This is a genomic window from Streptomyces sp. NPDC001231, from assembly GCF_042896885.1.
In the GTDB taxonomy this organism is placed as follows: domain Bacteria; phylum Actinomycetota; class Actinomycetes; order Streptomycetales; family Streptomycetaceae; genus Streptomyces.
Genome location: NZ_JBIAXS010000011.1, coordinates 47,754 through 66,989, shown reverse-complemented (window position 1 = coordinate 66,989; position 19,236 = coordinate 47,754). Strand labels below are relative to the sequence as shown.

General features: G+C 70.0%; 19 protein-coding genes. 4 read left to right on the top strand and 15 right to left on the bottom strand.

Annotation, left to right across the window (positions count from 1 at the left end; translation table 11 throughout):
- Positions 1–5: 5 nt before the first annotated feature.
- The 3 genes from ACFY3J_RS15520 to ACFY3J_RS15510 are packed head-to-tail and all read right to left on the bottom strand — an operon-like array spanning position 6 to position 1,825.
- The gene (locus ACFY3J_RS15520; protein ID WP_390841040.1) at positions 6–641 is read right to left on the bottom strand and encodes a hypothetical protein; all 636 of its coding nucleotides are present in this window, start codon (positions 639–641) and stop codon (positions 6–8) included.
- A 47-nt stretch (positions 642–688) separates the two neighbouring features.
- A complete protein-coding gene (locus tag ACFY3J_RS15515) occupies positions 689–1,528 on the bottom strand; it encodes a hypothetical protein (RefSeq protein ID WP_384176173.1) in 840 nt (279 codons plus the stop codon).
- Between the two features lie 36 nt (positions 1,529–1,564).
- Positions 1,565–1,825: a WXG100 family type VII secretion target gene (locus ACFY3J_RS15510; RefSeq protein ID WP_384176175.1), complete on the bottom strand. Its 261-nt coding sequence runs from the start codon at positions 1,823–1,825 to the stop codon at positions 1,565–1,567.
- A gap of 206 nt (positions 1,826–2,031) precedes the next feature.
- Between ACFY3J_RS15510 and ACFY3J_RS15505 the strand changes: the two genes are divergently transcribed.
- Entirely contained in the window at positions 2,032–2,292 is a 261-nt protein-coding gene (locus ACFY3J_RS15505; RefSeq protein ID WP_384176177.1) for a WXG100 family type VII secretion target, read from the top strand.
- A gap of 109 nt (positions 2,293–2,401) precedes the next feature.
- Positions 2,402–2,656, top strand: a complete 255-nt coding sequence (locus tag ACFY3J_RS15500) for a hypothetical protein (RefSeq protein WP_390841039.1) — start codon at positions 2,402–2,404, stop codon at positions 2,654–2,656.
- A gap of 143 nt (positions 2,657–2,799) precedes the next feature.
- Here the strand turns inward: ACFY3J_RS15500 and ACFY3J_RS15495 are convergent, their stop codons facing one another.
- The 4 genes from ACFY3J_RS15495 to ACFY3J_RS15480 all read right to left on the bottom strand — a co-directional run bounded on the left by ACFY3J_RS15495 (position 2,800) and on the right by ACFY3J_RS15480 (position 10,359).
- Positions 2,800–7,287 (bottom strand): FtsK/SpoIIIE domain-containing protein, encoded by a 4,488-nt coding sequence (locus tag ACFY3J_RS15495; protein ID WP_390841038.1) that lies wholly within the window; start codon positions 7,285–7,287, stop codon positions 2,800–2,802.
- A 116-nt stretch (positions 7,288–7,403) separates the two neighbouring features.
- The gene (locus ACFY3J_RS15490; RefSeq protein ID WP_384176181.1) at positions 7,404–7,538 is read right to left on the bottom strand and encodes a hypothetical protein; all 135 of its coding nucleotides are present in this window, start codon (positions 7,536–7,538) and stop codon (positions 7,404–7,406) included.
- 191 nt (positions 7,539–7,729) lie between these two features.
- Positions 7,730–9,466 (bottom strand): serine/threonine-protein kinase, encoded by a 1,737-nt coding sequence (locus tag ACFY3J_RS15485; RefSeq protein WP_390841037.1) that lies wholly within the window; start codon positions 9,464–9,466, stop codon positions 7,730–7,732.
- A 44-nt stretch (positions 9,467–9,510) separates the two neighbouring features.
- Entirely contained in the window at positions 9,511–10,359 is an 849-nt protein-coding gene (locus ACFY3J_RS15480; protein WP_390841036.1) for a menaquinone biosynthetic enzyme MqnA/MqnD family protein, read from the bottom strand.
- A gap of 359 nt (positions 10,360–10,718) precedes the next feature.
- On the opposite strand from ACFY3J_RS15480, the gene ACFY3J_RS15475 reads away from it, so the two are divergent.
- A complete protein-coding gene (locus ACFY3J_RS15475; RefSeq protein ID WP_004984723.1) occupies positions 10,719–10,922 on the top strand; it encodes a cold-shock protein in 204 nt (67 codons plus the stop codon).
- A gap of 257 nt (positions 10,923–11,179) precedes the next feature.
- Here ACFY3J_RS15475 and ACFY3J_RS15470 read toward each other — a convergent pair whose 3' ends face one another.
- Positions 11,180–13,132 carry an AMP-dependent synthetase/ligase gene (locus ACFY3J_RS15470; protein ID WP_390841035.1) on the bottom strand — a complete coding sequence of 651 codons (1,953 nt, stop codon included), beginning with the start codon at positions 13,130–13,132 and terminating at the stop codon, positions 11,180–11,182.
- Positions 13,133–13,419: 287 nt separating this feature from the next.
- On the opposite strand from ACFY3J_RS15470, the gene ACFY3J_RS15465 reads away from it, so the two are divergent.
- Entirely contained in the window at positions 13,420–14,295 is an 876-nt protein-coding gene (locus tag ACFY3J_RS15465; RefSeq protein WP_384176189.1) for a MaoC family dehydratase, read from the top strand.
- Here ACFY3J_RS15465 and ACFY3J_RS15460 read toward each other — a convergent pair.
- From ACFY3J_RS15460 to ACFY3J_RS15430, 7 genes are all read right to left on the bottom strand, one after another.
- Complete coding sequence (locus tag ACFY3J_RS15460) at positions 14,288–14,959, bottom strand: TetR/AcrR family transcriptional regulator (protein WP_390841034.1); 672 nt, start codon at positions 14,957–14,959, stop codon at positions 14,288–14,290. The two genes, ACFY3J_RS15465 and ACFY3J_RS15460, sit on opposite strands and share 8 nt — an antisense overlap.
- Positions 14,960–15,028: 69 nt before the next feature.
- Positions 15,029–15,352, bottom strand: coding sequence for a DUF4229 domain-containing protein (locus tag ACFY3J_RS15455; RefSeq protein WP_384176193.1), 324 nt, complete (start codon positions 15,350–15,352; stop codon positions 15,029–15,031).
- Between the two features lie 102 nt (positions 15,353–15,454).
- Positions 15,455–15,979, bottom strand: coding sequence for a GNAT family N-acetyltransferase (locus ACFY3J_RS15450; protein ID WP_384176195.1), 525 nt, complete (start codon positions 15,977–15,979; stop codon positions 15,455–15,457).
- A gap of 16 nt (positions 15,980–15,995) precedes the next feature.
- A complete protein-coding gene (locus tag ACFY3J_RS15445) occupies positions 15,996–16,646 on the bottom strand; it encodes a UdgX family uracil-DNA binding protein (RefSeq protein WP_390841033.1) in 651 nt (216 codons plus the stop codon).
- A gap of 66 nt (positions 16,647–16,712) precedes the next feature.
- Positions 16,713–17,876: an aminofutalosine synthase MqnE gene (gene mqnE / locus ACFY3J_RS15440; RefSeq protein ID WP_225078099.1), complete on the bottom strand. Its 1,164-nt coding sequence runs from the start codon at positions 17,874–17,876 to the stop codon at positions 16,713–16,715.
- Positions 17,877–17,966: 90 nt separating this feature from the next.
- Positions 17,967–18,422, bottom strand: a complete 456-nt coding sequence (locus tag ACFY3J_RS15435) for an Lrp/AsnC family transcriptional regulator (RefSeq protein ID WP_141366372.1) — start codon at positions 18,420–18,422, stop codon at positions 17,967–17,969.
- 100 nt (positions 18,423–18,522) lie between these two features.
- Entirely contained in the window at positions 18,523–19,194 is a 672-nt protein-coding gene (locus ACFY3J_RS15430) for a UbiX family flavin prenyltransferase (RefSeq protein WP_384176200.1), read from the bottom strand.
- Positions 19,195–19,236 lie beyond the last annotated feature (42 nt).

The window sequence follows — 19,236 nt, the reverse complement described above, 5'->3', positions numbered from 1 at the left end:
ATGACCTACGCCCGCCGCCGCAGGCGCCCGTACAGGGTGAAAGCCTCCATCAAGACGAGCAACCCGCCGCTGATCCACACCTGAGACGGGGACACGCCGGTAACCTCCGTGCTCATCCGCGGGGCAAGCCAGTCCTGCGGGTCGGTCACCAGCATGACGCGCTGTCCGGTCTTGAGTTCCTCACCGCAACCGTCGGTACCGTCCACGTCGTAGGAGCGGGAGCCGGTCTCTGCCGTCTCCAGCGGCACGACCGTGCACGTCCGTCCGTCAGCTCTTGTGTGTCTTGTGTGATAGCCACCGATCTTGACAATCACCGCGTCTTGCCTCAGCCCGCGCTGGTCCAAAACGTAGTCGTCCAGCGCGGGCCCCACGAAGAGCATGAAGGCAAAGCCGGAGACTGCCACGAGGGCACCCGGCCCCGCACCGCACATCGTCCAGGCGATGACCAGGACGAGCATTGCCAAGAAGGCTCCGAGGAGGAGCACGAGCGTCCCCTGCTTCTGTGCGAGCCATGAACAGCCCGCCATCACCGCTGGAGTGAGGATCAAGATGGCCATAGTGCCGGGCCACCGGCACGGCCTCGCCACGTGCAGTACCGTCTCCGGCCCAGTCGCCGGGCGCTCACTCTTCCAGGTGGTCATCGTGTTGTTCGGTCCTTCAATGTTTCCCGGCCGACTGCGGCGCATCGTCACTCGCTGTCGATCAGAAGCTCGTTCCGGTCCGGCAGCAGGTTCGTGATCTTGTCCCAGACCTCGGAAGAATTCGATTTCACCAGGACGAGTGGACTGTCCGGGCCTACCTGACCCGGCATGATGGGCTCCTCCGGCTGCTCACGGATCCAGTAGCCGAGTGAACCGCAGTCCCAGACGGCCAGGGCTCGGATCATCGCGGCGCGCTCGCCGTCGTGCTCGCCGTCCCAGGCCGTGGTGATGCGCCAAGTTGCATTGAGGGAGACGACCAGATCCAGGAACTGGGCGAGTTGCGGGTCCTTGAGATCGGCGTCGGCGTCCGCCAGCGCCTTGCGCACCAGCGCGCGCGTCTCGTCGTCGTCGGCGCCCGGCTCCTCGAGTGCCACGAACGCGGCGTCCAGCGCTGCCATCGTTGTCTCGATGCGGACCTCGGGGGCACCATCCTCGGGCTTGTCCCCGCGGTGCAGGTTGACTTTGCGGGACAGTTCCCACACGAGTGTGTTGGGCTCGATGGAGACGTACTCGGACTCCTCCTCGCCCGGCCAGCCGTCGTGCGAGATCACCGCTTCCTGGCCGACGACCACACCGTGGTTGACCGGACCGTGCTCGCCGGTGATTTCCACTTGGACCATGACCATCGGGTCCGCCAGAGCGCCGAGCAGGTCTCGGAGCAGAGGGGCCAGTTCGCCCTCTCCTCCCACCAGACCGATGCGCTGGAGCTCGACCAACGACTCCCACAACTCCTCGGGAGGCGTCTCACCGTCCAGCAGGTGGGCGAAGACGGCGATGTGGCGGTCGGCCAGCCGGAAGCGTGCTCGCGAGCTGTCGTACGAGGGCACTGGTCTGGATTCCTCCCCTGAGGCGGCGGCGCCGACTCACTTCTTCTTTTCCTGCAGGTCCTTGGCGTCCTGAGTGCACTGGTGCGCTTCGTCCCGCAGCGCCTTCGCAACCGTGCCACACGTCGTCTGCCAGCTCCTCAGCCTGCCGCGCACGTTGTCCGCGTTCGGGCCCGACCAGGTCTTCATCCCCGTGGTCGCGTGCTTCTTGGCAGTGTCGACGAGCGAGTCGATGTGGTCGGCCAGCGACCGCAACTGGCTGGCACGATGGTTGAGTTCCTGAATATCAGGATTTGCCATAGCAGCCTCCCCCGCTGTCTCGGGACTTCAGCATACTGACGCTGCCCCACTCGCTCCGCGCGGCCCCATGGCCCGGACCATCACCGTTCGTTCACCAGAAGTCCCGATCTCCTGCAGTGTTGGACGAGAGCCATGGATGGTGCGGTAGCGTCCACTGTCGCAAACGGACAGTCCGCTTGCTTTTGAACCAGACGGGGTTGGTCGCTATGGATCGCGGTGCAGATCTCCACCGGCTTCGGGAGCTCTCCAAGCTCTACGCCCGCAAGTCACACGATCTGCAGGTGCTCATCAAGGAGCTGGACTCGGCGACGGGCAGCAGCGAGAGCTACTGGAAGGGCCCGAAGGCCGAGCGGTTCCGCCAGGACTGGCACGACGTCAAGCCGACGTTCTCCAAGTGGGTCGACACCCTGCACGACGCCAGCAAGTCGGCCAACACGAGCGCCGACAACATCGAGCGCGCTACCTGATCCCGGGCAGCCTCCTGCTTGTGCCACATTCTGACAGTGCACCGGGCCCCAAGCCGTCGGGGTCGGGGCCCGGTGCCTGGTGGTACATGTACGCCTTCCGGATCGTCAGATGCTCTACTGGTACAGCCGGGCATCGACCGCCGAGACCTTGTCGGGCTCGCTACGGATGGCAGCGTGCGACCGCGACAAACTGCCGCTGCGGGAGTGGCGGCTGACGTACACCGGCGCGCTGCTTCCGCAACTCCGCCTCTGCGGTCAGCCGTTCAGCCGTTCAGCCGTTCAGCGGGATTTCGGTGGCGGCGTCCAGTCGTTTCGCCATCGCTTCGTTTTTCCCATGAGAACGATTCTCCGTCTCAAGCCCTAGCCGGCCACCGAGCTTCTTGGCTTCCCCTTGCCGACCTTCGCGGCCGCATGGCTGACGGCGTGCGCGGCCATCTTGCCGGTATCGCCTGGACGCCGGGACTCCATCCGCTCGGATGGAGTCCCGGCGCTTGCACCGTCGTGCCGTCAGTCGTTGATGACGGCCTGGATGGGCATGAACGAGCCTGCCGACACGAACAGCCCGCTGCCGGCCGGTCCGCCGCCGCTGTTCGCAGGGAGCCGGATGCCGAACAGTTCGCCGTCCGAGGGGCTTTGCGGGGTGAGCAGCAATCCGTTTCGGGACTTGCGGGCCTCCGTGGCGAAGCCGCGGTACTGGCCCGCCAGGCTGTCCGCCATGCCGGCGGCGATGAGCCCGAGGCCTCCGTCCCCACCCTTGCGGACCAAGCTCTCCAACGCCTCGTCGAGCCGAGTGTCGTAGAGGAGTTCCGCGTCGTCGACGACGACGATGTACGGGCCTCCCTCAAGGTTCTCGACCAGTTCGTCGAGGTCTTCCTCTCGGCTGTCGGCGTTGAGGAATCCAAGGACACCGGCACGCCCCTCCAGAGCACGCAGCGGTGAACGGCGCGGCGTGACGACGACCACGTGGGTACCGGCCGCCAGGAGTGACTGGGTGGCGGCCGTCAACAGGGTCGAACGGCCGGACTTCGGCGGGCCTGCGATGACGAAGCCCGGACCGTTCTCCTCCAGGTCGATACCGACTGGGCGCAGTTCGTCGCCACCGACGCCCAGAAGTGCCCACAGTGGCGACGAGGGTGCGAAGTCGGGGTCCAAGGCCAGCGCCTCGGAGGCCGTAATCCGGGAAGGCAGCGCGTCTACCCGCATGGGGCGGTGCCCGGCGGGCAAACGGCCGTGGCGTGACGCGGCCTCCTCCGCGATGGCTCGCAACGCACGGACCTGGACTTGGCCCGAGGGATCGTCGTCCAATAGAGCAATCTGGGTCTCGTCGACACCGTCGTCGGTGACGCGCAGGGCACGGCCGGGCGGCATGTTCTTGGGCACTTCGCGAGCTTGGAGGCCGGCCGCGGAGTAGTCGTTCGGATCGGCGAAACGCAGAACGAGCCGGTCGGCGAAGGCGGAGGAGACGTGCCCGCTCAGGCCACTGCGGTCGGCGGTCATGACCACCTTCAGGCCCACCGCGGAGCCTTCACGGAAGATCCGCTGCATCAGCTCGATCATCTGACCGTAGTTGAAATTCTCAAAGGTGGAGGTGAAGCCTTCCCAGCTGTCGAGAAGCAGCACCATCCACGGGAGCCGCTCCTCGGGCGCCGCGGCTGCGCGCTGTTCCGCGGCGCTGGAGGTGCCTTCCACGGCCAGCAGTTGCTGACGCCTTGCGATCTCGGCCAGCAGGCGGTCGATCAGGCGCCGCACCCGGTCGGGCTCGTCGCGGCTGACCACGGCTCCGACGTGCGGCAGACGCATCAACGGCAGCAGTGCGTTGGAACCGCAGTCGATGCCGTAGACGTGCACGTCATGCGGGGAGGTGGTGCGGGCCAGGGAGCCGGCCAGCGTGCGCAGGGCTGTCGAGCGGCCACAGCGCGCGCCGCCCACCAGCATCGTGTGCTCGCCGTGCACAAGGTCCAGGACCATGGGCCTACGGCTCTGCTGGGCCGGGAGGTCGATCAGGCCGAAGGGAATGGGCGGCACATCCTCGCCGTGTCCCTTCTGAGCCGAAGGGGCCTTGCCGTATGTGGCCAGTTCTTCCAACGTCACCTTCTGTGCCAGCGGCTCCAGCCACGGGCTGCGCTGCTCCCCGAAGCCCATCCGCACCGCGCCGTCCGCCACAGCGTCGACGAGGACCGCCAAGTCGGTGACCATGGTGCCGTCGTCCTCGGACTCCGCCGCTTTCGGCAGCGGGCGGCCGTAGGAATTCCAGGGCAGGTGGAGCAGCGTCGCCTTGGGGCCGGTACGGCCCGTGGCGGGGCGGCGGCCGCCGATACGCGCCGACTGCACGCCGACCAGGGACTGGGCACCGGAGCGGACGTACATGCGTCCGGGGGTGGACTTCGCGATGGCGCCCGAGTCGGGGGCGTCGATGACGTCCATGGACTCCGATGCGTCCGTCACGCGTAGCGCGATCCGCAGGTTGGTGTTGGCGCGGATGTCCGCGCTGACCACACCCGCCGGCCGCTGCGTGGCCAGGATCAGGTGCACACCGAGGGAACGGCCACGGCGGGCGATGTCGACAAGGCCCGCGACGAAGTCGGGTAGTTCGGCGACGAGCGAGGCGAACTCGTCGATGACCAGGACGAGCCGAGGCATCGGCTCGAGCTCGGGGCGGTTCTTGCGCGTGTCGTTGTAGTCCTCGATGTCCTTGGCGGCCGCATCGAAAAGGATCTTCTCCCGGCGGTGCAGCTCGGCCGCGAGGGATGCCAGGGCCCGCTCGGTCAGGTGGGCGTCCAGATCGCTGACCATGCCGACTGTGTGCGGCAGCCGGGCGCAGTCCATGAACGCGCTGCCGCCCTTGTAATCGATGAGGACGTAGTTCAGGGCGTCGGGACGGTTGGCGACGGCGAGCGAGGCGATGATCGTCTGCAAGAGCTCGGACTTACCAGCACCCGTCGTACCCGCGACCAGTGCGTGCGGACCGTCTCGCCGGATGTCCAGGACGAACGGCCCGTCCGCCGCGATGCCGACGGGTGCGGCCGTCGTCGAGCCGCGCGTCTCCCAGATCCGCTCCACATCCATGCCCGTGGGATCGGGCAGCCCCAGCAGACTCAGCAACCGGGCAGAGGTGGGCAGGCTGCTGTTGGCATCGTCACGGCTGACATCACGCACGGGCGCGAGGGACCGGGCGAGCAGTTCGCACCACTCCGGTGTGACCTGGTCGGCCAGGACGTCCCCGACGGACTCCAGGCCGTACCCACGCACTCTCACATGGTGCGCTGCTTCGGGTGACCAGGCCACGACGGCCTTGCACTCCTCGGGCAGCAGGCGCTCGTCCTCGTCGATGCAGAGAGCGAGGATGCCGTACCGCGGTCCCTCGGCCAGTAGTTGAGGCATGCCGGGTACCCGGCGCAGAAGGCGCGCTCCGTCGAGGACCAACAGGATGTTGGGGTCCGGGTACAGCTGGCTCGTCATGTTGTTCTGATCGCGAGCCGCCTTACGGCGGACCAGTTCGTTGAGGAGCTCGTTGACCCGACGGGTGATGCCCTCCGAGTCGAAACCGACCAACGCGACGCAGTCCTGCCCCTGATCGGGGTTGGTGTGGGGCAGCCAGTGCGTCCACTGCCATTCGGCTCCGGCGGCCGGGGAGGCAGCGAGCGTCACGAGCGAGAGGTCCCGGGGGCTGTGGAGGACGGCGGCCTGCACGCCGAGCCACCGGGCCGTGGCGAGAGCTCGAGACCGGTCGCCGGCGATGCCGACGACTCCGATCCGGGCGAAGGGGAGGGTGACCGGCACATCCGGCAGGACCGGAGGCTCCGGAGCGTCCTCGCCGTTCGACGTGCCGCCGTTCGCGAGGACGAGTTCGACGTCGGAGGGCAGGCTGCCGACCCCGACTCTCAGCTGCATCGCGTCCGGGTCCGTGAGCCGGCGCTCCCAGAGGCGGCGGCGCGGACCGGTGGCGAAGAGCAGGATCTCGGCCGGGTCGGGGGTGTCCTCGCGACGAGCGCGCTGCTCCTCCTTGTCCAGCATGGCCAGTTCGGCCTGGTGAGCGGCGAGGTCCTTCTTGTACTGCTTGAGTGAGGTCTTGTGCTTCTTCTTACCCTCACGGTTCTCGCTCAGCCACTGGCCCGCCATCATCAGCGGGCTCATGAGACAGAACGCCAGCATGTAGATCTGCTTGGTGACGAAGTACATGCCCAGCCCGAAGAGCAGGGGCATGAACGCCATGAGGAGCTGGAAGCGTGCCCGCTCTCCCTTCGTGGGTGGCACCGGCACAACGAGTCGTCGTCGGGGGCGCAGTGAGGAAAGGCGCGGGGGACGGTTGTAGGCGAGGCCGCCCTCGCTCATCGGGGACAGGTGTGCGTCGGGCTCGGACACCTTGTCGAGGACCAGGAGCGAATCTCCGACGCGCACGACACCGCCGAACGGCCAGGTCCTCCCGGCCCCCGCCGGCTCGTCGTCCAGTCGTACGCCATTGCTGCCTTCAGGGCTGAGTGTGGCGTTGCCCCGCACATCAATTGTGAGCCGTAGCGCGACCGGCGGCACAGCGGCGTCCGGCAAGGAGAGCGAGCAGGTGGGCGCCGATCCGACGGTGGCCACACCGACACCCAGCCGGATCACCCGGCCCGACGCGGGGCCGGCTGTGACCCTGAGCTCGTACTGACCAACCGGCTCGCCCCGACGCAGAAGTGGGCCTATCGAGTCATCGACGGAGACTCGCATGCCGTCGCGCAGCACGGCGACCGCAGGGGCGTCCTGGTCGCAGGGGACGCCGTCCGCCCACAGCGACAACGTCCCGGATGCCGCGGCGTCGTAGTCGGGCAAGAGGGCAGGGGATCTGCCGGGCATCGGCACGACGTTTCCCCGGGTTTCACCGGACGGGCGCACCGGGTGTTCGAGATTCGCCCTCAGCGCCTCCGCAACGTCCCCGGCGGTAGCTGTGTCGTCGGTAGTGACCACGACGTCGTGCGGCTCACCACCCTCGCGCACGACCGTGACTAGCGTCTGCATGATGGTCTTCCTCCCCGTTGGCATCTGTGGCCACATTGGTTGATACAGCTGACGGAGACTAGTGGCAGCCCGGTTTGCCGCTCTCGTCCGATGACCTCTCAGAGTCCTACTGTTCTTCACGTCGTTCGCCACGAGTGGGTGGCGTGGATCAGGAGCAGGCCGTCGTACGTGAGAATCGGTACGGCGCGACCGGTGCCGTCGTTGGCCGCCGATTCGTATGCCACCGCGAGCCGCGCGCGTCGGACCGCCAAGGTGCGCACTGTATGCTCCGGCAACTTCCCACAGGGCTCACCCGTCCTTCCGCGTTGCCCTGTGCTGCACTGCGGCGTGAGCGGTTGGTGTGCTGTCGTTCGCTGCAGCAGACACAGTAGTGACAGCGGAGGCGTGGAGAGATCACCGGGCCGCAGACGGGGAGATTTGCTGGATCCATCCTTTTCTGGGACTACTTGACTCTCGACAACCGCGCCACCGGGTTCCCCTCCGCCGAGCTGTCCGCCGTGTACCTGAGGTCGTCCCCGACCGTGGTGAGGCGGACCGTGTGCGGGGCGGGGTTGCAGCCCGCGTGGTTGGTCTTGGCGCCGCGGGAGACGGCGACCAGCTGGGTGTTCGTCACCTGTTTCAGGGTGAGTACGTCGTCGCAGACGCCACCGAGTTGGTCGGTCTGGCGGAGGGTGCCCAGTTCCTGGCCCACGGCGGCCTGGTGGACGGTCAGCCGGAAGTCACCGAGGGGCAGGGTGCCCTCGAGGGCGGTGCCCTGGCCCTCCCAGGTGCCGAGGTAGCGGGCGGGGACGGGCGAGGCGGTGGTGGTCGGCCCGGTGGAGCGGTGGTCGCCGCCCGCGGTGGGGGCCGGTGTCGGTGTTCCGCCGGCGCTGTCGCCGCGGTCGTCCCGGAACGGGAGCAGCCACAGCGAACCGACGGTCACCGCCGCCAGCGCGCCCGCGACCGCGAGGACCACGGTGCAGCTCAGGCGGCGGCCCCGGCCGTCGGCGCCGGGCGCCGCCTTGCCGGCCACGGTGACGGAGAATCTGCCGGGAGCGGCCGGCACGGTGGTGCCCCGTGGGGGCGCGTCCTGCGGATCGGAGTGGGTAGGGGTCGCCCCGGCTCCCATGGCCCCGGCTCCCACGGCCCCGGCTCCCATGAGGGGTGGCGGGCCGAACCGGCCGCCGGGTACGGCTTCCGCGGGCTGCGGGGGCTCACCGGCGGCGACCGGGGCGGGGCCCGGCACCGAGACTCGGCTGAACCCCAGCGGACCTGACGCCGACTGAGGTGGCGCTTCCGCTGCCGTCGCCTCCAGGTTGAGCAGCGACACGGCGCTGCGGCTGACCTGTTCGACCAGGCGGGACGGGAGCCAGCCGGCCGCGACCAGACGGGAGGCGCCCTCGGGGGCGAGGCGGCGGGCCACCTCGCCGGGGCCGGGCCGGGCGCCGGGGTCCTTGGCCAGGCAGACCGCCGCCAGGTCCCGCAAGTCTGCCGTAAGGGAACCCAGTTCAGGTTCCTCGTGGACGACCTTGTACAGGAGGGCCGCCGAGGAGTCGCCCGGGAACGGGGGCTCGCCCGTCGCGGCGTGCACCAGCACCGCCCCCAGGGAGAAGACGTCGGCCGCGCCCGTGACGCCCTTGCCCAGGATCTGCTCGGGCGACATGTAGCCGGGCGAGCCGACCGAGACACCGGTCGAGGTCAGGGACGCGGTGCCGTCGGTGGCGCGGGCGATGCCGAAGTCGATGAGCAGCGGGCCGTCGAGGGTGAGCAGCACGTTGGACGGCTTCACGTCCCGGTGCACCAGGCCCAGTTCGTGCACCGCCGCCAGCGCCTCGGCCAGGCCCGTCCCCAGCACCCGTACGGAGTGCTCGGGCAGCGGGCCGGCGTCCGCGATCGCCGCGGCGAGGGAGGGGCCGGCCGCGTAGGCGGTGGCCACCCACGGCACCGGCGCCTCGGGGTCGGCGTCCAGGACCGGCGCGGTCCAGGCGCCGCCCACCCGGCGCGCGGCCTCGACCTCGCGGCGGAACCGGGCGCGGAACTCCTCGTCGAGCGCGAAGTGCGGGTGCACGATCTTCACCGCGACGGTGCGGCCGCCCGCGCTGCGGCCCAGGTAGACACGGCCCATGCCGCCGGAGCCCAGCCGGCCGAGCAGCCGGTAGGGACCCACGGTGGCGGGCTCGTCTGCTTCGAGCGGCTGCATGGCGTCCTCCCCCTCCCCCGTACGCCTCACAGCAGGGTAGTGCGCTACGGCCGCAGCAGCTCCACCTTCACGTCCGCCGGGAAGCCGGTCGCCGGGCCGACGCGCCGCGCGAACTCGGCCACCGCGGCGAGCTGCGGGTCGCCGAAGCTGAAGTCGAGGGTGGTGAAGTACCGCTCCAGGACCTCCTGGTCGAAGGCCTCCCAGCGGGCCGCCTGCTCGGCGACCTTGGTGACCTCCTCCAGGGACAGGTTGCGGGAGGCCAGGAAGGCCTCGTGCACCTTGCCGGTGATGTCCGGCTCACGCTCGAGGTAATCGCGCCGCGCCGCCCAGATCGCGAAGACGAACGGCAGTCCCGTCCACTCCTTCCACAGCTGCCCGAGGTCGTGCACCTGGAGTCCGTAGCGCGGGCCGTCGTGGAGGTTGGCGCGCAGGGCGGCGTCGCCGATGAGCACCGCCGCCTCCGCCTCCTGCATCATCAGGCTGAGGTCGGGCGGGCAGGTGTAGTAGTCGGGGGCCACCCCGTACCGCTCGGCCAGCAGCAGCTGGGCGAGGCGGACGGAGGTCCGGGAGGTCGACCCGAGGGCGACCCGGGCGCCGTCGAGCCGGTCCAGCGGGACCTGCGAGACGATCACGCACGACATCACCGGTCCGTCGCAGCCGACGGCGATGTCGGGAAAGGCGACCAGGTCGTCCGCGTGCTTGAGGAACTCGACGAGGGTGATCGGCCCGATGTCGAGTTCTCCCCGCACGAGCCGCTCGCTGAGCTTCTCCGGGGTGTCCTTCGTCAGCTCGAGGTCGAGGAGCGTGCCGGTTCTCGCGAGCCCCCAGTACAGGGGCAGGCAGTTGAGGAACTGGATGTGGCCGACGCGCGGCCGGGTGCGAGAATTGTCCACATCGTGAGGCTAGACCCTGGGCGGCGCCGTCCCCCCGCCGCCCCTGCCGCCGCCCCCGAGGACCCCGATTGGCGGAGTCCCTGCCATCCTCCTGTGAGGCCCCGCCGATCCCACTGCGTCAACCTCTCACCCGAGCCTTCAAACATCCGGGTGAAGTGATCTTGACCTCTATTGCATTCGGCTGCCCACATGCTAGGCTCGCCAGCAAGTTGCAGTTTGGTTTCCCTTGCAGTACAGAGCCTGCGGAGCATGTGACCGCGGGCTCTGGTCGTTTTCAGACGTATGCAGTTGTGCGGCGATTTCGTTATCACACTTGCAGGTTCTGGAGCAGGGCGACCCTTTGAGCCCAAGGAGGGCTTATGGCTACCGGAACCGTGAAGTGGTTCAACGCCGAAAAGGGCTTTGGTTTCATCGCCCAGGAAGGCGGCGGCCCCGACGTCTTCGTCCACTACTCCGCAATCAACGCGACCGGTTTCCGCTCCCTCGAAGAGAACCAGCAGGTGAGCTTCGACGTCACCCAGGGTCCGAAGGGCCCGCAGGCGGAGAACGTCACCCCGGTCTGAGCGTTCGCGCGCAGTATCCGTTCTGAGTGCAGTACCCAAGGAGCCCCGCGCCGTCAGGCGACGGGGCTCCTGCCTTTCCCCGGCCGGGGCGTCCGGATTCCGGACATACTGCCCGGTGAATTCCCGGCGAACTCTTTCCGGGGCATCGCCGGCCGTCCCGGAAATGAATGCCGCGCCGTCCCGGAGATGACTGGAGCGAGGCAAAGGCCGCGGCGGCCGCGAGGGGGACGCAGCGGCGGTTCGCGCCATTGCGGACGCTACGCGTACAACCCCTCCACCTCTTGTGCGAAGTCGCGCAGGATCGCATCCCGGCGGAGCTTCATCGTCGGGGTCAGGTGGCCCTCCCGTTCCGTGAAGTCCACGGGGAGGACGGCGAAGCGGCGGATGGACTCCGGGCGGGAGACGAGTTTGTTCGCCTCGTTCACGGCACGTTGCAGCACCGCCGCCAACTCGGGATCGTCGACGAGGAGTTCGGCGGGGACGGGGTGCTTGCCGTTCATCTGCCGCCAGTGGGTGATGCCTTCGGGGTCCAGGGTGATCAGGGCGGAGATGTAGGGGCGGCGGTCGCCCAGCACCATGCACTGGGATATCAGCGGGTGGGCGCGGAGCCAGTTCTCCAAGGGGGCCGGGGCGACGTTCTTGCCGCCCGCGGTGATCAGGATCTCCTTCTTCCGGCCCGTGATCGTCAGGTAGCCGTCGTCGTCCAGACGGCCGATGTCGCCCGTCGGGAACCAGCCGTCGTGCGTCGCCGGCACCACCCCGCCCGCGTGCGGGTTCCAGTAGCCGCGCAGGACCTGGCCCCCGGCCAGCAGCACCTCGCCGTCCGCCGCGATACGCACCCGCGTGCCCGGCAGCGGCCAGCCGACCGTGCCCAGGCGGGGTTTCTGCGGAGGCGTGACCGTGGCCGCGCCCGTCGACTCGGTCAGGCCGTAGCCCTCGTAGACCTCGACGCCGGCGCCCTCGTAGAACGCGGCCAGGCGGCGGCCCAGCGGGGAGCCGCCGCAGATGAGATAGCGCAGGCGGCCGCCGAGGGCGGCCCGGATACGGCGGTAGAGGAGAACGTCGTAGAAGGCGCGGGCCGTCCTCAGGGCGCGGCTGGGACCGGGGCCCGTACCGTGCCGGCGGGCCTCGGCCGCCTCGCCGTAGCGGCGGGCCACGTCGGCCGCGCGGTCGAAGGACGACGCCCGGCCGCCGCGCTCGGCGGTGGCGCGCGCGTTGTTGTAGACCTTCTCCAGCATGTACGGGATGGCCAGCAGGAACGTCGGCCGGAAGCTCGCCAGGTCCGCCAGCAGGTCCTCCGACTTCAGGCTCGGCGCGTGGCCCAGCCGGACGCCCGCGCGGACGCAGGCGACCGCGACCATACGGCCGAAGACGTGGGAGAGGGGCAGGAAGAGCAGCGTCGCGGCCTCCTCCGACGTCCTCGCCCTGAAGGCCGGGTAGAGGACCTCGATGGCGTTGTCGACCTCCGCCAGGAAGTTGCCGTGGCTCAGCGCGCAGCCCTTGGGGTGGCCGGTCGTGCCCGAGGTGTAGACCAGGGTGGCGAGCGTGTCGGGTCCCAGGACGCCCCGGCGCACGGTGACCTCCTGGTCCGGGACGTCCGCGCCGCTCTCCGCCAGGCGGTCGAGGTGGCCCTTCTCCATGACCCACACATGGCGCAGGTCCATCAGGCGCTCGCGTTCCGGACCGAGGGCCGCCGCCTGCCGGGCCTTCTCCGTCACCAGGGCGACCGCGCCGGAGTCCTGGAGGATCGAGCGGGTCTGGAAGACGGAGGACGTGGGGTAGACGGGGACCGTGACCAGACCGGCGGCCCAGGCGGCGAAGTCCAGGAGGGTCCACTCGTACCTCGTGCGCGCCATGACCGCGATCCGGTCGCCCGGCGCCAGGCCTTCCGCGATCAGGCCCTTGGCCATCGCCAGTACCTGGTCGGCGAACTGCGCGGCCGTCAGATGCGTCCAGCCGCCGTCGGCGTCCCGGCGGCTGACGACCCGCCGACCGGGGTCGGCGGCCGCGTTCTCGAACGGCAGGTCGGCCAGCGAGCCGTGCGTCACCGGCGGCACCAGCGGGGGGATGTACGCCTCGCGCACCTCGCCGTCCAGCCGGCGGGTCTGCGGCGGCACGAACGCCGGGACCGCGTCGGGGTCGAAGTCGAACCCCGACGAGGGCGACGGGGCCGGGCCGTGGGACGACGGGGACGAGTACGAGAGAGGCATGGCGGCTCCTGGGGCTTGCAGCTGCGCGCTGCTCTGCTGCACGTGGTACGCGCTGCGCTTACCGAGTCGTTCACCGGTGGTGCGCGCTCTTGGGGTGTTACCGCCGGTTGCAAACGGGATCGTACGGGGCCGGGGTGGGGAGTTCGTGCGGGTTCGGGGAGGGTCCGGAGACGGTCCGGGGCAGGGCTGCGCACTCCTCGGTCTCCGGACACCCGCACCCCGACATAGGCTTACCTCCGGTAACCTTACGTTCGGACGAGTGAGGTGAGCCCGTGGGGAGAGGGGACTTGGCCGACCGCTTCACGGGCTTCGCCCGCACCGTGTCCGCGCCGGACCTCCGCCTGGCGACGGCTCTGGCCCGCGGAGCCCTGCGCTCCCCCTTCAAACGGCCCCGCCCTGATGCCCCCTTCCCCCGCACCCGGCTCGTGCTGCCCTCCGTCCGCGTCGACCTCGCGCGGCTGGCCGCCTACGAGCGGGTGTGCGGCTTCGCGACCGGCGACGACGCGCTGCCGATCACCTATCCGCACGTGCTCGGCTTCCCGGCGGCCATGAGCCTGATGAGCGGCGGGGACTTCCCGCTGCCGCTGCTCGGGCTGGTGCACACCTCGGTCGACATCACCCGGCACACCGCCCTGCCGGCCACGGGCGTGTACGAACTGGCCGTGCACGTGGCCGGATTGGCACCGCACCGGCGCGGTACGGAGGCCGCCGTCGTCACCGTGCTGAGGGCGGCGGGCGGAGACGTCGTATGGGAGTCGACGAGCACGTATCTGGCCCGCCACCGCACCGGCGGGCCCGCGCCCGAGAGTGCGCGGCGAGAACGCGAGCCCCTGCCCGCCGTCGCCGAGTGGCGCCTCGGACCGGACGTGGGGCGGCGCTACGCGGTCGCCTCCGGTGACCGCAACCCGATCCACCTCCACCCGCTCACCGCCCGCCTGTTCGGCTTCCCGCGGGCGATCGCACACGGCATGTGGACCGTCGCCCGCTGCCTCGCCGCCCACGACGCCCCCGAAGCCGCCCTGGTACGAGCGGAGTTCGGATCCCCGGTGCTGCTGCCGGGCACGGTCGTGCACGCCGCCGACGGCATCGGCCGCTTCGAGCTGCGCGATCCAGCCGGGCAGCGGGTCCACCTGAGGGGCGAGGTGCTTCCGCCGCTCACGTGAGTGCGGTCGGCGCGGTGGGATCGTCGGCGGGCGGGGTCCAGGGCCGGTCCTCCATGAGGTCGCCCAGGCCCGCCCACGCGAAGTTCATGAGGGTCGCCGCCGCTTGGCGGGCCGAGACGCCCGGGGTGGCGTTGGCCCAGTCGGCGAGGGACCCGGCGGCGCCGGCCAGCGCCTCGGCGAGCCCGGCGACCGCGCGCTCCGGCGGACCGGGGTCGTGGTGGGCCTCACGTGCGGCGACGAGGATCAATCGGGTCACGAACTCCACGATCTCCGCACGCATCGCGACGATCTCGGCGGCGAACGGCTCCCCGTGCGTACGGGCCTGTAGGTGGAGCACCGCCCAGCCCTCCGGGTGGCGCGCGGTGTGCCGGAAGAACGCCCGCAGTCCTTCCCAGAGTTGACGGTCGGCGGGCACCCCGGGGTGGACTCCCGCGCGGACCGCCTCGGTCAGCGCGGCGGCCTCACGGCGGATGCAGGCGGTGAAGAGTGCTTCCTTGGAGTTCAGGTACAGATGGACCAACGGCTTGGAGACGCCCACCAGTTCGGCTGTCTCGTCCATCGACGCGGCGGTGCAGCCGCGCCACCCGAAGATCTGGACGGCGGCGTCGAGCATCTGCCGCTCGCGCACCGCTCTCGGCATCCGCCTGGTCCTGACGGCACCCATGAACGCGAGCCCACGGTTCAGGCACCGGCCCAACGGCCGCGCGGACGCCGCACCGACCGGATCAGGACGTCAGGACGCCTGCCCTTGAGCCTGCTCCCGGGGCTGCGCCTGGTCCCGAGCCCGGTCGTCGGCGAGGTCCTCCTGGCCCGCGTTGGCCTCGAAGTTCGCCTTCATGCGCTCCACCCGCTCGGACACCTGCACCGACGCCCGGTCCCGCTCCTTGCGCAGGACGACGAAGCTGATCGGGGCCGAGATCACCAGGGCGAGCGTCACGATCCACAGCCCGTTGGAGCTGCCGAGGCCGCGCGGGGCGACACCGGAGTAGACGAGGCCCCAGACGACCACGAGGCAGCCCACGAAAATCCCGAGGCGCATCAGCGTGTAGCGGAGCATCTCAATCCACTCTTCCGTTCCGAAGGTTCCCAAAGGGGCACCGTCCAGTGAAGCACGCCGGACGCCGGATCACGCAGGGGGGTGCCAAGGACCGGTAAAGCCTCAGGTCAGCGGCAGGAGCATGATCACGTCGTCCCGGTCGTCGCCCGGCTCCACCCGGATGGCGCCGGGCACCCGCCCGACCTCCTTGTAGCCGCAGGAGGCGTAGAACCGCTCCAGGCCGAGCCCGCCCCGGCAGGTGAGCCGGATCGCGTCGATGCCCGGGAAGCCGCCGGCCGCGTCCGCGGTGGCCGCCAGCAGGTCCCGTCCGTAGCCCCGGCCCTGGTGACGCGGGTGCACCATCACCGTGTAGAGCCAGAGCCAGTGCGTCATCAGCCGGTGGGTGTTGAAGGTCAGGAAGGCGGTGGCGGCGACCCGGCCCCCCTCGTCGTGGCCGACCAGCAGCCGGGCGCGGCCCTCGGCCAGCGCGAGGAACTGCTTGACCAGTTCCGGACGTATCTCCTCCCGCGTCGCGGGCGGCACGAAGCCGACCGCTCCGCCGGCGTTCGTGACATCGGTCCACAGGTCGAGGATGCCGTCGCGCAGGGCGGGGTCGATGGCGGGATCAAGGGTGAACGTAAGGGGCATTGGGCGATGGTATCTATTACACCAAGGCGCGACCAGCCACTTTCAGGTCGGAGACCAGCCCTTGGTACGCGCTCTCCCGGTCGTCCGCGCGCAGCACGGACGAGGGGTGCACGGTCGGCACGAGCCGCTCCCGGCGCCCGTGGATCTCCTCCTCCAGCACCGTCCCGCGCACCTCGGTCACCCGGAACGAGGAGCCCAGCAGAGCCTTGCCGGCCGTCGCGCCCAGGACCACGATCAGCTCGGGCTCCACGAGCATGAGTTCGGCCGCCAGCCAGGGCCCGCACGCCGCCGTCTCACGCAGGCTCGGCGCCTTGTGGATACGGCGCTTGCCGGGCCCGGACCGGGTGAACTTGAAGTGCTTGACCGCGTTGGTGACATACGTCTCGCCCGGGTCGATGCCCGCCTCGGCCAGCGCCCGGTCCAGCAGCTTCCCGGCGGGCCCGACGAACGGCCGGCCCCGCCGGTCCTCCTGGTCCCCGGGCTGCTCGCCGACGAGCATGACCCGGGCGCCGGTGTCCCCGGCTCCGAACACGGTCTGCGTGGCGTCCCGGTGCAGCGGGCAGCCCCGGCAGCCCGCGGCCGCCTCGCGCAGGGCGTTCAGGTCCGCGTGCCGGGGCACGAAGGGCGCGGCGGTGTAGGCGTCCTCGGGCGCCTTCGTGGTGGCCATGCCGGACGGGTACCCGTCCGGCCGGCGACGTCACGGGGCATCACGGGGTGCGCGGAACGCGCGGGCTCACACCCGCATCGGCTGCGGCGACTCGCGGCGCGCCGGGTCCGGGCCCTCGTACTCCCGGATGATCTCGTAGCGCGTGTTGCGCTCCACCGGGCGGAAGCCGGCGTCGCGGATCAGGTCCAGCAGGTCCTCGCGGGTCAGCTTGTTCGGGGTGCCGTAGTTGTCCGCGTCGTGCGTGATCTTGTACTCGACCACCGAGCCGTCCATGTCGTCCGCGCCGTGCTGGAGGGCGAGCTGCGCGGTCTGCACGCCGTGCATCACCCAGAACACCTTGACGTGCGGGACGTTGTCGAAGAGCAGCCGCGAGACGGCGAAGGTCTTCAGCGCCTCCGCGCCCGTCGCCATGGTGGTACGGGCCTGGAGGCGGTTGCGGACCTTGCCATCCTGCATGTCGACGAAGTCGTGCTGGTAGCGCAGCGGGATGAAGACCTGGAACCCGCCGGTCTCGTCCTGGAGTTCACGCAGCCGCAGCACGTGGTCCACGCGGTGGCGGGGCTCCTCGATGTGCCCGTAGAGCATGGTGCACGGGGTCTTCAGGCCCTTCTCGTGCGCCAGCCGGTGGATGCGCGACCAGTCCTCCCAGTGGGTGCGGTGGTCGACGATGTGCTGCCGGACCTCCCAGTCGAAGATCTCCGCGCCGCCGCCGGTCAGGGACTCCAGACCGGCGTCGATCAGCTCGTCGAGGATCTCGGAGGCGGACAGCCCGGAGATCGTCTCGAAGTGGTGGATCTCGGTGGCCGTGAACGCCTTCAGCGACACGTCCGGCAGCGCGGCCTTCAACTCGCGCAGGGAACGCGGGTAGTAGCGCCACGGCAGGTTCGGGTGCAGGCCGTTGACGATGTGCAGCTCGGTGAGGTTCTCCGACTCCATCGCCTTGGCCAGCTTCACGGCCTCCTCGATGCGCATCGTGTACGCGTCCTTCTCGCCCGGCTTGCGCTGGAAGGAGCAGTACGCGCAGGACGCGGTGCACACGTTCGTCATGTTGAGGTGCCGGTTGACGTTGAAGTGCACCACGTCGCCGTTCTTGCGGGTGCGCACCTCGTGGGCGAGACCGCCGAGCCACGCCAGGTCGTCCGACTCGTACAGCGCGATGCCGTCCTCACGGGTCAGGCGGACGCCCGCCCTCACCTTCTCCTCCAGCTCGCGCTTGAGCCCGACGTCCATGCCTCTACCTCTTTCCTGAAGACTGCGACCACCGTACTCCCCCACCCTCCGGGCGGGGGTGCCCCCAAACGGCGCTCCGCGCCTGAAGGATCAGACCTCCTCGGGCAGCTCACCCACCCGGTTCTCCCACTTCGTGGACAGCACGATGGTGGTACGGGTCCGGGAGACGCCCTTGGTCCCGGACAGCCGCCGGATGATGCTCTCCAGTCCGTCGACGTCCGAGGCGCGCACCTTGAGCATGAAGGAGTCGTCGCCGGCGATGAACCAGCAGTCCTCGATCTCGGAGAGGTCCTTCAGCCGCTGCGCCACGTCCTCGTGGTCGGCGGCGTCGGAGAGCGAGATGCCGATCAGGGCGGTGACGCCGAGACCGAGCGAGGCGGCGTCCACGGTGGCGCGGTAGCCGGTGATGACACCGGCCGCCTCCAGCCGGTTGATGCGGTCGGTGACGCTCGGTCCCGACAGGCCGACGAGGCGCCCCAGCTCCGCGTAAGAGGCCCGGCCGTTCTCCCTCAGGGCCTGGATGAGCTGCCTGTCCACCGCGTCCATGCGATCGAAGCCTTCCACTGAAGAGATCCGACGAGAGATCTGAAGAAAGTTCCTGAAGTGTCGAGTGGTACTGGTACTGCTGGAGAGCGCCGCCTGACGCTCACGCGGGCCGGGCGCCGCCCAGTTCGCCCTCCCAGCGACGGTAGAGACGGTGGGGCACGCCCACCGCGTCCAGGGCCCGGCCGGCGACGAAGTCCACGAGGTGCTGGATGTGCGTCGCCCCGGCGTAGAAGGCGGGCGAGGCGGGCAGGACGGTGGCGCCCGCGTCGTCCAGTGCCACCAGGTGCCGCAGCGTCTGGCCGTTCAGTGGGGTCTCCCGTACGGCCACGACCAGCGGCCTGCCCTCCTTGAGGGTCACGCTCGCCGCCCGTTGCAGCAGATCCTTGGACAGCCCGAGGGCGACGCCCGCCACACAGGCCGTCGAGGCGGGCACGATCAGCATGCCCTTCGCCGGGTACGACCCCGAGGACGGACCGGCCGCCAGGTCACCGGCGCTCCAGTGCCGCACCCCGGTGATGTCCACGTCGAACGTGCCGGGCTTGCCGTCGGCGCCGAGGGACAGCCATTCACGCAGGTCGTCCCCCCAGTGGGCGTCCCGGAAGGAGATGCCGGTCTCGTCGAGCAGGGTGAGTCGCGAGGCCCGGCTGACCACCAGGTCGACGCTCTGTCCGGCGTCGAGCAGCGCACGCAGCACAGCGGCCGCATACGGCGTACCGGACGCTCCGGACACCCCCACGATCCAAGGCGCGCGCCGCGTTTCTCCTGGCTTCATGTGTCGAGCCTATCCGTCGGTGCTCATGATCCAAACCGCGAG

Bases quoted from the DNA above. Each gene is read 5' to 3' on its own strand.
- ACFY3J_RS15520 (WP_390841040.1), bottom strand. From the start codon at position 641: ATGACCACCTGGAAGAGTGAGCGCCCGGCGACTGGGCCGGAGACGGTA.
- ACFY3J_RS15510 (WP_384176175.1), bottom strand. From the start codon at position 1,825: ATGGCAAATCCTGATATTCAGGAACTCAACCATCGTGCCAGCCAGTTG.
- ACFY3J_RS15505 (WP_384176177.1), top strand. From the start codon at position 2,032: ATGGATCGCGGTGCAGATCTCCACCGGCTTCGGGAGCTCTCCAAGCTC.
- ACFY3J_RS15500 (WP_390841039.1), top strand. From the start codon at position 2,402: ATGCTCTACTGGTACAGCCGGGCATCGACCGCCGAGACCTTGTCGGGC.
- ACFY3J_RS15495 (WP_390841038.1), bottom strand. From the start codon at position 7,287: ATGCAGACGCTAGTCACGGTCGTGCGCGAGGGTGGTGAGCCGCACGAC.
- ACFY3J_RS15485 (WP_390841037.1), bottom strand. From the start codon at position 9,466: ATGCAGCCGCTCGAAGCAGACGAGCCCGCCACCGTGGGTCCCTACCGG.
- ACFY3J_RS15475 (WP_004984723.1), top strand. From the start codon at position 10,719: ATGGCTACCGGAACCGTGAAGTGGTTCAACGCCGAAAAGGGCTTTGGT.
- ACFY3J_RS15470 (WP_390841035.1), bottom strand. From the start codon at position 13,132: ATGCCTCTCTCGTACTCGTCCCCGTCGTCCCACGGCCCGGCCCCGTCG.
- ACFY3J_RS15460 (WP_390841034.1), bottom strand. From the start codon at position 14,959: ATGGGTGCCGTCAGGACCAGGCGGATGCCGAGAGCGGTGCGCGAGCGG.
- ACFY3J_RS15455 (WP_384176193.1), bottom strand. From the start codon at position 15,352: ATGCTCCGCTACACGCTGATGCGCCTCGGGATTTTCGTGGGCTGCCTC.
- ACFY3J_RS15450 (WP_384176195.1), bottom strand. From the start codon at position 15,979: ATGCCCCTTACGTTCACCCTTGATCCCGCCATCGACCCCGCCCTGCGC.
- ACFY3J_RS15445 (WP_390841033.1), bottom strand. From the start codon at position 16,646: ATGGCCACCACGAAGGCGCCCGAGGACGCCTACACCGCCGCGCCCTTC.
- mqnE (WP_225078099.1), bottom strand. From the start codon at position 17,876: ATGGACGTCGGGCTCAAGCGCGAGCTGGAGGAGAAGGTGAGGGCGGGC.
- ACFY3J_RS15435 (WP_141366372.1), bottom strand. From the start codon at position 18,422: ATGGACGCGGTGGACAGGCAGCTCATCCAGGCCCTGAGGGAGAACGGC.
- ACFY3J_RS15430 (WP_384176200.1), bottom strand. From the start codon at position 19,194: ATGAAGCCAGGAGAAACGCGGCGCGCGCCTTGGATCGTGGGGGTGTCC.